This window comes from Streptomyces sp. CBMA152 (assembly GCF_014596475.1).
GTDB lineage: Bacteria > Actinomycetota > Actinomycetes > Streptomycetales > Streptomycetaceae > Streptomyces.
Genome location: NZ_MECJ01000033.1, coordinates 442,693 through 456,140, shown reverse-complemented (window position 1 = coordinate 456,140; position 13,448 = coordinate 442,693). Strand labels below are relative to the sequence as shown.

General features: G+C 69.2%; 10 protein-coding genes and 2 tRNA genes. 10 read left to right on the top strand and 2 right to left on the bottom strand.

Annotated elements, in window-relative coordinates:
- The first annotated feature begins 62 nt into the window (after window positions 1-62).
- The 4 genes from BG418_RS35070 (at window position 63) to BG418_RS35055 (ending at window position 4,096) form a co-directional block, all read left to right on the top strand.
- A complete protein-coding gene (locus tag BG418_RS35070; protein WP_188278094.1) occupies window positions 63-875 on the top strand; it encodes an ABC transporter ATP-binding protein in 813 nt (270 codons plus the stop codon).
- A complete protein-coding gene (locus tag BG418_RS35065) occupies window positions 872-3,310 on the top strand; it encodes an ABC transporter permease (RefSeq protein WP_188278093.1) in 2,439 nt (812 codons plus the stop codon). Before BG418_RS35070 ends, BG418_RS35065 begins: the two co-directional genes overlap by 4 nt.
- Before the next feature lie 5 nt (window positions 3,311-3,315).
- Window positions 3,316-3,774, top strand: a complete 459-nt coding sequence (locus BG418_RS35060; RefSeq protein WP_188278092.1) for an HD domain-containing protein — start codon at window positions 3,316-3,318, stop codon at window positions 3,772-3,774.
- 127 nt (window positions 3,775-3,901) lie between these two features.
- A complete protein-coding gene (locus tag BG418_RS35055; protein ID WP_188278091.1) occupies window positions 3,902-4,096 on the top strand; it encodes a hypothetical protein in 195 nt (64 codons plus the stop codon).
- A gap of 62 nt (window positions 4,097-4,158) precedes the next feature.
- Here the strand turns inward: BG418_RS35055 and BG418_RS35050 are convergent.
- Window positions 4,159-4,232 (bottom strand) — tRNA-Gly (locus BG418_RS35050).
- Between the two features lie 175 nt (window positions 4,233-4,407).
- Between BG418_RS35050 and BG418_RS35045 the strand changes: the two genes are divergently transcribed.
- From BG418_RS35045 to clpX, 5 genes are all read left to right on the top strand, one after another.
- Window positions 4,408-4,484 (top strand) — tRNA-Pro (locus BG418_RS35045).
- A 211-nt stretch (window positions 4,485-4,695) separates the two neighbouring features.
- Window positions 4,696-6,093, top strand: coding sequence for a trigger factor (gene tig, locus BG418_RS35040; RefSeq protein WP_188278090.1), 1,398 nt, complete (start codon window positions 4,696-4,698; stop codon window positions 6,091-6,093).
- 346 nt (window positions 6,094-6,439) lie between these two features.
- Complete coding sequence (locus tag BG418_RS35035) at window positions 6,440-7,045, top strand: ATP-dependent Clp protease proteolytic subunit (protein ID WP_188278345.1); 606 nt, start codon at window positions 6,440-6,442, stop codon at window positions 7,043-7,045.
- Between the two features lie 76 nt (window positions 7,046-7,121).
- Window positions 7,122-7,799, top strand: coding sequence for an ATP-dependent Clp protease proteolytic subunit (locus BG418_RS35030; protein WP_317453864.1), 678 nt, complete (start codon window positions 7,122-7,124; stop codon window positions 7,797-7,799).
- Window positions 7,800-7,943: 144 nt separating this feature from the next.
- On the top strand, window positions 7,944-9,236 hold the full coding sequence (gene clpX, locus BG418_RS35025) for an ATP-dependent Clp protease ATP-binding subunit ClpX (RefSeq protein WP_067158960.1): 1,293 nt from the start codon (window positions 7,944-7,946) through the stop codon (window positions 9,234-9,236).
- Window positions 9,237-9,335: 99 nt separating this feature from the next.
- On the opposite strand, the gene BG418_RS35020 is transcribed toward clpX, so the two are convergent.
- On the bottom strand, window positions 9,336-10,286 hold the full coding sequence (locus BG418_RS35020) for a hypothetical protein (protein ID WP_188278088.1): 951 nt from the start codon (window positions 10,284-10,286) through the stop codon (window positions 9,336-9,338).
- A gap of 410 nt (window positions 10,287-10,696) precedes the next feature.
- Between BG418_RS35020 and BG418_RS35015 the strand changes: the two genes are divergently transcribed.
- Window positions 10,697-13,321: a valine--tRNA ligase gene (locus tag BG418_RS35015; RefSeq protein WP_188278087.1), complete on the top strand. Its 2,625-nt coding sequence runs from the start codon at window positions 10,697-10,699 to the stop codon at window positions 13,319-13,321.
- Window positions 13,322-13,448 lie beyond the last annotated feature (127 nt).

Sequence of the window (13,448 nt, the reverse complement as noted above, 5' to 3'; positions counted from 1 at the left end):
TGCCCGAATCCGTACGTTCGAGAGAGCGAGCATCACGTACGTACGAGGAGAGGTCGAGGACGATGGCACTGCGACGCGGCAAGCGGCGGACACAGGGCGAGGCCGTGGAGGCCGACCCCGGCTGGGCCGTCGAGCTGCGCGGGGTGCGGCGTCAGTACGGGCGCGGCGGCTCGGCCGTGCACGCGCTGCGCGGGATCGACCTGGCGCTGCCGCGCGGCAGCTTCACGGCGGTGATGGGGCCCTCCGGCTCCGGCAAGTCGACGTTCCTGCAGTGCGCGGCGGGGCTGGACCGGCCCAGCGACGGGTCGGTGCGGCTCGGCGGGACCGAGATCACCGGCATGAGCGAGAACAAGCTGACCGAACTGCGGCGCTCCCGGCTCGGGTTCGTCTTCCAGGCGTTCAACCTGCTGCCCTCGCTCACCGTCGAGCAGAACGTGCTGCTGCCGATGCGGCTCGCGGGGCGGCGGCCCGACCGCCGTCGTGCGGAAGAACTTCTGGGACAGGTGGGGCTCGCGGGCAAGGGGAAGCGCCGCCCGGGCGAGCTGTCCGGCGGCCAGCAGCAGCGCGTGGCGATCGCCCGCGCGCTGGTGACCCGTCCGGACGTGGTCTTCGCCGACGAGCCGACGGGCGCGCTGGACACCACGACGGCGACCGAAGTGCTCACGCTGCTGCGGAACGCCGTGGACGGCATGGGCGCCACCGTCGTCATGGTCACCCACGACCCGCGCGCCGCCTCCTACGCCGACCAGGTCCTGTTCCTCGCGGACGGCGCGATCGTCGACTCCCTGACCCGCGCGTCGGAGGCGGACATCGCGTCCCGGATGAGTTCCCTGACCGCCCGGCCGACCGCCGCGTACGCGGGGGTGGCGGCATGAGGGGCCCCAACGGTCTCGCCCGGGCGGCCGTCCGCTTCAAACCGTCCGCGTTCGTCGGCACCTTCGTCGCCCTGTTCATGGCCGCGCTCGTCGTCTCCGCCTGCGGAATCCTCCTGGAAACAGGTGTACGCGCCTCCGTCCCGGCCGAGCGGTACGCGGGCGCCCCCGTGGTCGCCGCCGCCGACCAGCGCGCACACCACACCACCGGCAGCGGCGAGAACCGCAGCACCGCGTCCGTCCCGCTGCCCGACAAGGCCCGCCTCGACGCCTCCCTGGCGTCCCGCGCGGCGCAGGCGCCCGGCGCGGCCGCCGCGATCCCGGACGTCTCCTTCCCCGTACACGACGTACGTACGGGAAATACGCCCGCCACCGGCCACGGCTGGGGCTCGACCGCCTTCACGGGCACCAAGCTCTCCTCCGGCACCGCGCCCCGCACCGGCGAGGTGGTGACCGGCGACGGCGCCGCCGTCGGCGACCGGGTCGCCCTCGACACCCCTTCCGGCAAGCGGCAGTTCACGGTGTCCGGCACCACCAAGACCCCCGGAACCGTGTGGTTCACCGACACCCAGGCCATGGCCCTGTCCGGGCACCCCGGCCAGGCCGACGCCATCGCCGTCCTGGCCAGGCCCGGCGTCGCCGCCTCCGCCCTCGCCGACCAGGTCGCCCAGCGGCTCGGGGACGCGGCAGAGGTGCGCACCGGCGACGGGCGCGGCGCCGTCGAGACGCCCGGCCTCGCCTACGCCAAGGAGATGCTCACCGCACTCGGCGGCTCCTTCGGCGGCACGGCCACCATGGTCGCCGTCTTCACCGCCGCCGGGACCGTCACGCTCTCGGTCGGCCAGCGCCGCCGCGAGTACGCCCTGCTCCGCGCGATCGGCGCGACCCCGCGCCAGATCCGGCGCACCATCGCCACCGAGGCGCTGCTGGTCGCCCCGCTCGCGGGTGCGCTCGGCTGCCTGCCCGGCATGGCCCTGGCGACCTGGTGGTTCGGCCAGCTCCGCGACAAGGGCGCGGTCCCGGCCGCCGTCGAGCTTTCGGTGTCGTGGATCCCGATGGTGTGCGCGGTCGGCGCCACTGTCCTGACCTCGCTCTTCGCCGGATATATGGCCGCCCGCCGCCCCTCGCGCACCAAGCCGGGCGAGGCGCTGCGGGACGCGTCGGTGGAGCGGCTGCGGGTCGGCTGGATCCGTACGCCGCTGGGAGTCGCGGCCCTCGGCGGCGGTATCGCGATGTCGGGCGTGGCCGCCAATGAGAAGGGCTCGAACGCGGCGAACGCGGCCCTCGGCGTCGTCATGCTCTTCATGCTCGCCGTCGCCCTCCTCGGCCCGCTGATCGCCCGCGCCTGCGCGGGACTGTTCGGTCTGCCGCTGCGCGCGGCGGGTGCCCCGGCGTCCCTCGCGGCCGCCAACTCCCGTACGAACGCACGCCGTCTGGCCTCCGCGATCACTCCGATCGTGCTCGCGATGGCCTTCGCCTCCACCCTCGTCTTCATGCACACCAGCGAGGACCGGGTCACCGAGAAGCAGCAGCGGGCGGGCCTGGTCGCCGACCGGGTAATCACCGGCCCCTCCGGCCTGGCCTCGGACGCGGTGGCACGTGCTCAGGCGACCCCGGGCGTCGACACGGCGGTGGCCCTGACCCGTACGTCCGTCCTGGTCCGCGAGCACGGCGCGCTGCAGTCGGTCTCCACCCAGGGCTTCACGGGCACCGGCGCGGACCTCGCCCGCGTCCAGGACCTGGGCGTACGCAAGGGCTCCCTGGACGCCCTGAAGCCCGGCACGGTCGCCCTCGACAAGACCCTCGCCGACGACACCGGCGCCCACGTCGGCGAGCGCCTCAAGGTCGTGCTCCCCGACGGTACGACGGCGTCCCCGCAGGTCGTGGCCACGTACGACCGGGGCCTCGGCCTCGCCCAAGTGACGCTTGCGCAGGCCGACCTGGCGCGTCACACGACCACCGTCGCCCTGCCCACCGAACTCCTGGTGAAGGGCCCGGTCGAGGCGTCCGCCCTCGCACCCCTCGGCACGGTCACGGACGCGACGGGCTACGCCACCGCCAAGAACATGGACCGTGAGCTGAACGCCTGGGCCAACACCACCATGGCGGCCGTCCTCGGCGGCTTCGCGGCGATCGCGGCAGCGAACACGCTGGTCATGACGGTCCTCGACCGGCGCCGCGAGCTCGGCATGCTGCGCCTGATCGGCACCACCCGCCGCCAGGTCATGGGCATGGTCCGCTGGGAGGCGCTGCTCGTCACCTCGGCGGGAATCCTCCTCGGCACGGCCATCGCGATCGCCACCCTGATCCCGCTGACCAACGGCATGACCGGCGAGAACCCGTACATCCCGCCGTTCCTGTACGGGTCGTTCGCGGCGGCCGTCCTGGGCCTCGGCCTCGCCTCCACCGCGCTCCCGGCGCGGGCGGCCCTACGCTGAAGCGCATGCTGACACTTGCCGAGGTAGAGAAGCTGGCCAGGGCGGCGCACGCCGCCCAGAGGGACAAGGCGGGCCGTCCCTACAGCGAACATCTGGCGGCCGTCGCCGAGGGCGTACGCGCGCGTGGAGGCAGCGAGGAGCAGATCGCCGCGGCGTGGCTGCACGACTCCGTGGAGGACAAGGCGCTCACGCGCGCGTGGCTGGAGGGCGCCGAACTCCCGCCCTCCGTCAAGGAGATGGTCCTCGCCGTGACCAAGGTGCCGGGCGAGGAGCTGGCTTCGTACACGGCCAGGATCCTCGCCACACCCGGCGCGCTGCTGGTCAAGGAGGCGGACCTGGCCCACAACGCGAACCCGGCGCGCCTAGCCGTACTGGACGAGGCGACCCGCATTCGTCTCACCCGCAAGTACGCCACCGTCCGCGCGCTCCTGGGTCTTACGGACACGTACAAGGATTCGGTGTGAACGATTCGATGGCGATCCGTCACGCGGCAGCATCCATGGGGGTGTTGGTGGCACGATGGACTCTGCGGGGTGTGCTCGGCGGCACACCCCGGGCCGGCAAGGCGGACCGACCGAGGGTGTGATCAGTGTGGCCATTTCACTGTCTGTGGTGCTGCTGTTGGCGATCGTCCTCGTGGTGATGATCCGCGGTGGCTCCATCAAGGCGGGCCCGGCCATAGTCGCCGCGCTCTTCGGTTTCTTCATGGCCTCGACCGGCATGGCGCCGTCGATACAGCGGTTCCTGAACTCGCTGGCGGACACCATCAACCAGATCAAGTTCTGAACCGATCCCGGGCCCCGGAAAACACTGCGGGCCCGGTGAGCTGGTCACCGGGCCCGAAGCCGTGGAGCGGGCGACGGGAATCGAACCCGCGTAGCTAGTTTGGAAGACTAGGGCTCTACCATTGAGCTACGCCCGCGTGCGCCGCGTCGCAGGTCATGACGACCGCGGCACGAAGAGCATCGTAGCGGGTCACCCCCCGCGCGTGCACACCGCATAAGGGCGCGGTGTCCGTACGCGAACGAGCCGGGTGTCCGCAGCTGCAAAGCGGCCGACGCTTGTCTCCCGGGCATGTACCCTACGTGTCGCACCGACGGGGTGTGGCGCAGCTTGGTAGCGCGTCCGCTTTGGGAGCGGAAGGCCGTGGGTTCAAATCCCGCCACCCCGACCACCACCGTCTTCGAGCTGATCCGCGGACCCTCGCGAGCAGATCTCCGGACCCCCGCGCACAAGATCACATTGTGGGTGGCATCCCGCTTGCGGTTACTATGCAAGCTGCGTGCCCGTGTGTCTGACCAATCCGATGAACCGGGCCCCATCCGCCCGCGGCCGTCGGCCACCGGGTAGAACCCCCCAGAAGTCAGCCACAAGGAGACCGAACCGTGAAGAGCGCCGTGGAGACCCTGAACCCGACCCGGGTTCGGCTCACTGTCGAGGTGCCCTTCGAGGAGCTCAAGGACAGCCTCGACGCGGCGTACAAGAAGATCAACCAGCAGGTCACGGTCAAGGGCTTCCGCAAGGGCAAGATCCCGGCCCGCGTCATCGACCAGCGGTTCGGCCGTGGTGCTGTGCTGGAGGAGGCCGTCAACGACGCCCTCCCGAAGTTCTACACCGAGGCGGTCAACGAGGCCGAGCTGAACCCGCTGGGCCAGCCCGAGGTCGACATCACGGAGCTGAAGGACGGCGAGACGCTGAACTTCACCGCCGAGGTCGACATCCGCCCGACCATCGAGATCCCGGACTACTCCGGCATCGAGGTCACCGTGGACGCCGTCGAGGTCTCGGACGAGGACGTCGAGAAGGCCGTCACCGAGCTGCGTGAGCGCTTCGCCTCGACCTCCCCGGTCGAGCGCGCCGCCACCGACGGCGACGTCGTGACGATCGACCTGGAGGCCAAGGTCGACGGCGAGGTCCTGGAGGACGGCGTGGCCGAGGGTGTCTCGTACACCATCGGTTCCGGCGAGCTCCTCGACGGCATCGACGAGGCCGTCAAGGGCCTGGAGGCCGGTGGCGAGGCCACCTTCACCTCGCAGCTCAAGGGCGGCTCGGCCGAGGGCAAGGACGCCGAGGTCACCGTCAAGGTCACCCAGGTCGCCGCGCGCGAACTGCCGGAGCTGGACGACGACTTCGCGCAGCTCGCCTCGGAGTTCGACACCCTCGACGAGCTCAAGGCCGACAGCCGCAAGCGCCTTGAGAACATGAAGCAGTTCGACCAGGCCACCCAGGCCCAGGAGCGCGTGCTCGACGAGCTGCTGAAGATCACCGAGGTCCCGATCCCCGAGAAGCTTCTCGCGGACGAGGTCCAGACCCGCAAGCACAACCTCGAGCACCACCAGCTCGGCCAGATGGGCCTCGACCTCGCCAAGTACCTGGAGATCCAGGGCAAGACGCAGGAAGAGTTCGACGCCGAGACCGAGGAAGCGGCCGTCAAGGGCATCAAGACGCAGTTCATCCTCGACGAGCTCGTCAACAAGGAGAAGCTGAACGTCAACCAGGAGGAGCTCACCGAGCACCTGGTGCGCCGTGCCGCCTCCTCCGGCATGTCCCCCGACCAGTTCGCCCAGGCCGTCGTCGAGGGTGGCCAGGTGCCGATGCTCGTCGGCGAGGTCGCCCGTGGCAAGGCGCTGGCCGTGGTCGTCGAGGCCGCCAAGGTCGTCGACACCAACGGTGAGGCCGTCGACCTGGAGGACGACGAAGACGAGGCTGCCGAGGTCGAGGCCGCCGCCGAGACCGTCGAGGCCGTCGTCGACGGTGACGCCGAGGAGAAGACCGAGGCCTGACCCTCGGCCCGACCTCGTACGGCAGGCACCGCCTGACCGACGTACGAAGTACGTAAGGAGGGGCCCGCGACGCAGCCGCGTCCGGGCCCCTTCGCGTACCCGGGACGGAGGTTCGCCCAGGTGGCGGATGGCCGGTTCCGTACGGGCCCGCTGTTCAACCACCTTGCGCTCCGAGCGAACAGTTCGGGAACCGGGATGGCGTTGTCCTACCTGCGCGTTAGGGTCCATGAATACGGGGGCGTGGAGTCGGCCGGTTGAGAGTCGGCCCGAAGTCCCGCCCTCCGAACGAAGACGCTGAGACGGCCGGAGCCGTCAGAGACGAGCAGGTGGATACGTGACGAATCTGATGCCTTACGCCGCCGGCGAGCCGTCCCTCGGTGGTGGCCTCGGCGACCATGTCTACAACCGACTGCTCAACGAGCGCATCATCTTCCTCGGCCAGCAGGTCGACGACGACATCGCCAACAAGATCACCGCGCAGCTCCTGCTCCTGGCCGCCGAGCCGGAGAAGGACATCTACCTGTACATCAACAGCCCCGGCGGCTCGGTGACGGCCGGCATGGCGATCTACGACACCATGCAGTACATCCCGAACGACGTGGTCACGATCGGTATGGGCATGGCGGCCTCGATGGGTCAGTTCCTGCTGACCGGCGGCACCGCCGGCAAGCGCTTCGCGCTGCCGAACACCGACATCCTGATGCACCAGGGCTCCGCCGGCATCGGCGGCACCGCCTCGGACATCAAGATCCAGGCCGAGTACCTGCTGCGTACGAAGACGCGCATGGCCGAGATCACCGCCCACCACTCGGGCCAGACCGTCGAGACGATCATCCGCGACGGCGACCGCGACCGCTGGTACACGGCGGAGGAGGCCAAGGCATACGGCCTCATCGACGAGATCATGGCCCACGCGGCGGGTGTTCCGGGCGGCGGCGGCACCGGGGCCTGAGCCCCCGCCTGCTCCTTACCGAGCAGGCTTTCAGTCCCGGCCTCCGAAGCCCCCGAGCCCTCAGAACGCCACCAGGATGGTGAACCCCGACATGCAGAACAACCTCTCCGCGAGCGGCCTCTACACCGGCCCGCAGGTGGACAACCGCTACATCGTGCCGCGCTTCGTCGAGCGCACCTCGCAGGGCGTGCGCGAGTACGACCCGTACGCGAAGCTCTTCGAGGAGCGCGTGATCTTCCTCGGCGTGCAGATCGACGACGCCTCCGCCAACGACGTCATGGCGCAGCTGCTGTGCCTGGAGTCGATGGACCCGGACCGCGACATCTCGATCTACATCAACAGCCCGGGCGGCTCGTTCACGGCCCTGACGGCCATCTACGACACGATGCAGTTCGTCAAGCCCGACATCCAGACGGTCTGCATGGGCCAGGCGGCCTCCGCCGCCGCCGTGCTGCTCGCCGCGGGCACCCCCGGCAAGCGCATGGCACTGCCCAACGCGCGCGTGCTGATCCACCAGCCGTCCTCGCAGACCGGCCGCGAGCAGCTCTCCGACCTGGAGATCGCGGCCAACGAGATCCTGCGCATGCGCACCCAGCTGGAGGAGATGCTGGCCAAGCACTCCACCACGCCGATCGAGAAGATCCGGGACGACATCGAGCGGGACAAGATCCTCACCGCCGAGGACGCCCTGGCGTACGGCCTGGTCGACCAGATCGTGTCGACCCGCAAGACGACGTCGGCCGCGGCCGCCTGACGCAGCCGGAGCCCTTGGCGCGGTGCACGTCAAAGTGAACCGCGCCAAGGGGGGCCCGAACGGGGGGCCAGGCAAGGTACCGTCGGATATGAGGCACCAGGAGCCGCTGAACGTGGCGTCTCCCAGGCGAAGGGGAAGCACCTCGTGGCACGCATCGGTGATGGCGGCGACCTGCTCAAGTGCTCGTTCTGCGGGAAGAGCCAGAAGCAGGTGAAGAAGCTCATCGCAGGCCCCGGTGTGTACATCTGCGACGAGTGCATCGATCTCTGCAACGAGATCATCGAGGAGGAGCTCGCCGAGTCCTCCGAGGTGCGGTGGGAGGAACTGCCCAAGCCGCGCGAGATCTACGAGTTCCTGGAGAGCTACGTGGTGGGCCAGGAGCCCGCCAAGAAGGCGCTCTCCGTGGCGGTCTACAACCACTACAAGCGCGTCCAGGCCGGCGAGAACGGCGGCGCCCAGGGCCGCGACGACGCCATCGAACTGGCGAAGTCCAACATCCTGCTGCTCGGCCCCACCGGCTCCGGCAAGACGCTGCTCGCCCAGACCCTCGCCCGGATGCTCAACGTCCCGTTCGCCATCGCGGACGCGACGGCGCTGACGGAGGCGGGCTATGTCGGCGAGGACGTCGAGAACATCCTCCTGAAGCTGATCCAGGCCGCCGACTACGACGTCAAGAAGGCCGAGACCGGCATCATCTACATCGACGAGATCGACAAGGTGGCTCGGAAGTCCGAGAACCCGTCGATCACGCGCGATGTCTCGGGCGAAGGCGTCCAGCAGGCCCTGCTGAAGATCCTGGAAGGCACCACGGCGTCGGTCCCGCCGCAGGGCGGCCGCAAGCACCCCCACCAGGAATTCATCCAGATCGACACGACGAACGTGCTGTTCATCGTGGGCGGTGCCTTCGCGGGCCTGGAGAAGATCATCGAGTCCCGGGCGGGCGCCAAGGGCATCGGCTTCGGCGCGACGATCCGCTCCAAGCGGGAGATCGAGGCGAGCGACCAGTTCCAGGAGGTCATGCCGGAGGACCTGGTGAAGTTCGGGATGATCCCCGAGTTCATCGGCCGCCTGCCCGTGCTGACCTCGGTCCACAACCTGGACCGCGAGGCGCTCCTCCAGATCCTCGTCGAGCCCCGCAACGCCCTGGTGAAGCAGTACCAGCGCCTGTTCGAACTCGACGGCGTGGAGCTGGACTTCGACCGCCCGGCCCTGGAGGCCATCGCCGACCAGGCCATCCTGCGCGGCACGGGCGCGCGCGGCCTGCGCGCCATCATGGAAGAAGTCCTGATGTCCGTGATGTACGAGGTCCCGTCCCGCAAGGACGTCGCCCGCGTCGTCATCACGTCGGACGTGGTCCACAACAACGTCAACCCGACGCTGGTCCCGCGCGAGCCGAGGATCGTGAAGAACGACGGGCGCCACGAGAAGTCGGCGTAGCCGCTCCCGTACGCACACGAAGGGCGCCCGGCCGGTTGGAACTCCAACTGGCCGGGCGCCCTTACGTGTTGAGCGTGCCGCAGGCGGCTACTCAGGTGGTTACTTCTTCACCCGCGCGGTGTTGTACAGCTTCGCGGCCTGGTCGGCGACCTGGTCGGTCGGCATGGCCGTGCCACCGGTGCCCAGAATCTGCGCCATGTCGATGTTCTCGACGATGCCGACGGTGCTGTAGTCGGCCCAGATGCAGACCGGGATCTCGAAGTTCTTCGGTGCGCCGGTCGCCGACGGCTTGGTGTTGGTGAACTTGACGTTCTGGCACTTCATCAGCGCACCCGAGAAGCCGGCGGGGCTGACGGCCTTCGGGCTGCCGACCAGCTCGGCCTTCAGACCGTCGTCGCTGCTGCCCTTCTTCTTGTCGTCGTCGCTGCCCTGCTGCATCTTCGCGAACGCGGCGTCAAGGGTCTTCGACGGGTCGCTGATGTCGCCGTAGACGCCCTTGAGCATCAGCATCTTTCCGGACATCGGGTTCTTGGGGTCACCGGCCTTGTATGTCGCGGACGCCTGCGCGGGGTCCTTGACCCCCATCGCCTCGGTCTTCTGCTTGTCGTCGTCCGTGAACGGCTTGTCGTCCGACGCCGACGGGGTCTTCTGGTACTCACCGACCGACGCCGGGGCCACGAGCTTGTAGCCCTTGGTGCTGGAGGCGACGTCGCCGACGCTGCTGCCACCGCCACCCTTCGTCACGAACCACACGCCGCCGCCGATGGCGGCCACCGCGACGACGACGGCCGTCACGATCAGGCCCGTCTTCTTCTTGGCCGGGGCGGGCGGCATGGGGGCGCCGTACGGCGGCTGCTGGCCGTACTGGGGCTGCTGGGGCGGGTAGCCGTAGGGCTGCTGGGGCGGGACGCCCTGCGGGGCCTGCTGCGGGTAGCCGTAACCGGGCTGCGGCTGCCCCGGCTGCCCGTAGGGCTGCTGCGGCGGCTGCTGGCCGTACGGACCCGGCTGCTGCGGCTGGCCACCGTACGGGCCCGGCTGGTTGTAGCTCATTCTTGGGATTCCCCCTAGGGATGCTTATCTGATCCGGACATCCTGGCGGACGCGGGGGGAGAACGCATTACCCGGGGTGGCTTGATGTCTGCCTGTTGATGACTTGTTCCTGTTCCTTCACGTACTCGTCGATCCCGGTGCAGGGTTCTGTTCCGGTGGAGGTGACGAAGAAGGCCGCGGCCCAACCTGTGGCACACCCTTCCGGCGCAGGGCGCGTTCCGAGGCGGTTCTCAGCCTTCTGGCCAGGTCGGCGCTGCCGCGACGACGCCGACCACAACGCTTCGGCCGTGACGCTCGACCGCGCACTCCGGATGGAGACACACGCGGACTCTGCCGCAGGCCACTGCGGAGAGGATGCCAACAAGGATTCCCGTTTCATCGTGGGTGGCCGCCGCCCCTAAACTGGCCCCGTGACCGAGAACACTCAGCAGCAGAACTCAGCGCCCACCACCGAACTGCCGACCCAGTACGCGCCGGCCCAGGTAGAGGGGGAGCTGTATGAGCGCTGGGTAGAGCGTGGTTACTTCGAGGCGGACGCGAAGAGCGACAAGCCTGCGTACACCGTCGTCATCCCGCCGCCCAACGTCACCGGCAGCCTGCACCTGGGCCACGCCTTCGAGCACACGCTGATCGACGCCCTGACGCGCCGCAAGCGCATGCAGGGGTACGAGACGCTGTGGCAGCCCGGTATGGACCACGCCGGTATCGCCACCCAGAACGTCGTCGAGCGTGAGCTCGCCAAGGAGGGCAAGTCCCGCCACGACCTGGGCCGGGAGGCGTTCATCGAGCGCGTCTGGCAGTGGAAGGGCGAGTCCGGCGGTCAGATCTCCGGCCAGATGCGCCGCCTCGGCGACGGCGTCGACTGGTCGCGTGAGCGGTTCACCATGGACGAGGGCTTGTCCGAGGCCGTCCAGACCATCTTCAAGAAGCTCTACGACGACGAGCTCATCTACCGCGCCGAGCGCATCATCAACTGGTGCCCGCGCTGTCTGACCGCGATCTCCGACATCGAGGTCGAGTACCAGGACGACGACGGCGAGCTCGTCTCGATCCGGTACGGGGACGGGGACGCGTCCATCGTCGTGGCCACGACCCGCGCGGAGACGATGCTCGGCGACACCGCTGTCGCCGTCCACCCCGAGGACGAGCGCTACAAGCACCTGGTCGGCACCGAGATCGAGCTGCCGCTCACCGGCCGCCGCATCCCGGTCGTCGCCGACGAGCACGTCGACCCGGAGTTCGGCACCGGCGCCGTCAAGGTGACCCCGGCGCACGACCCGAACGACTTCGAGATCGGTCAGCGCCACGGCCTGCCCAACCTCGCCGTCATGGACGAGCACGCGGTCATCACCGTCCACGGCCCCTTCCAGGGTCTGGACCGCCTGGAGGCCCGCTCCGCCATCGTCGCCGCGCTGCGCGCCGAGGGCCGCATCGTCGCCGAGAAGCGCCCGTACACCCACTCGGTGGGCCACTGCTCGCGCTGCAAGACCACCATCGAGCCGCGGCTGTCGATGCAGTGGTGGGTCAAGGTCGGCCCGCTCGCCAAGGCCGCCGGTGACGCCGTCCGCGACGGCAGGGTCAAGATCCACCCGCAGGAGATGGAGAAGCGGTACTTCGACTGGGTCGACAACCTCCACGACTGGTGCATCTCGCGCCAGCTCTGGTGGGGTCACCGCATCCCCGTCTGGTACGGCCCGAACGGCGAGATCATCTGTGTCGGACCGGACGAGGAGGCACCGACGGGCGAGGGCTGGCGCCAGGACACCGATGTCCTGGACACCTGGTTCTCCTCCGGTCTGTGGCCCTTCTCCACGCTCGGCTGGCCGCAGCAGACCGAGAGCCTCGCGAAGTTCTACCCGAACTCCGTGCTGGTCACCGGTTACGACATCCTCTTCTTCTGGGTCGCCCGGATGATGATGTTCGGTCTGTACGCGATGGACGGCACCCCGCCGTTCCACACCATCGCCCTGCACGGCATGGTCCGCGACCAGTTCGGCAAGAAGATGTCCAAGTCCTTCGGCAACGCGGTCAACCCGCTCGACTGGATGGACACCTACGGCTCCGACGCGGTCCGCTTCACCCTGGCGCGCGGCGCCAACCCGGGTGTCGACGTCCCGATCGGCGAGGACTGGGTCCAGGCGTCCCGCAACTTCGCCAACAAGATCTGGAACGCCACGCGCTTCGCCCTGATGAACGGCGCCACGATCGAGGGCGAACTGCCGCCCGCCGAGCAGCTGTCGGCGGTCGACCGCTGGATCCTTTCCCAGCTCAACAAGACCGTGGCCGAGGTCGACGCCTTCTACGAGGACTACCAGTTCTCGAAGCTGTCGGACTCGCTGTACCACTTCGCGTGGGACGAGGTCTTCAGCTGGTACGTCGAGCTGTCGAAGACCACGTTCTTCGCGGGCGGCGAGCAGGCGAAGGTCTCCGGCCGGGTGCTGGGCGAGGTCCTCGACGTCATGCTGCGGCTGCTGCACCCGGTGGTCCCGTTCGTCACCGAGACGCTGTGGACCACGCTGACCGGGCGCGAGTCCCTGGTGATCGCCGAGTGGCCGAAGGACAGTGGCTTCCGCGACGAGGCCGCCGAGGCCGAGATCGAGAGCGTCAAGGCCGTCGTCACCGAGGTCCGCCGGTTCCGCAAGGAGCAGGGCCTGCAGGACGGCCAGAAGGTCCCGGCCCGCCTGGACCTGACCGGCACCGCGCTGGCCGCGCACGAGGCCGCCATCCGCCAGCTGCTGCGCCTGCAGCCGGAGGGCGAGGGCTTCAGCGCCACCGCCACCCTGCCGGTGGCCGGAGCGACGGTCGGGCTCGACCTGTCCGGCACCATCGACGTCGAGGCCGAGCGCAAGCGTCTGGCCAAGGACCTCGCGGCCGCCGAGAAGGAGAAGCAGCAGGCCGAGGGCAAGCTCGGGAACGAGGCGTTCCTGGCCAAGGCCCCCGACAACGTGGTCGACAAGATCAAGGGTCGCCTGGCCAAGGCCGAGGCGGACATCGAGCGCATCACCACACAGCTGGCGAACCTGCCGCAGGCGTGACGCGCGCGTAGCGCGTGAGAAAGGCCCCGGTTCGTACGTGACAACGTACGGTCGGGGCCTTTCCTGTTACCCAGGGATAGGTACGCGTGGGGCAAATCACTCAATTCACCCTCGATTAGGGTCGAAA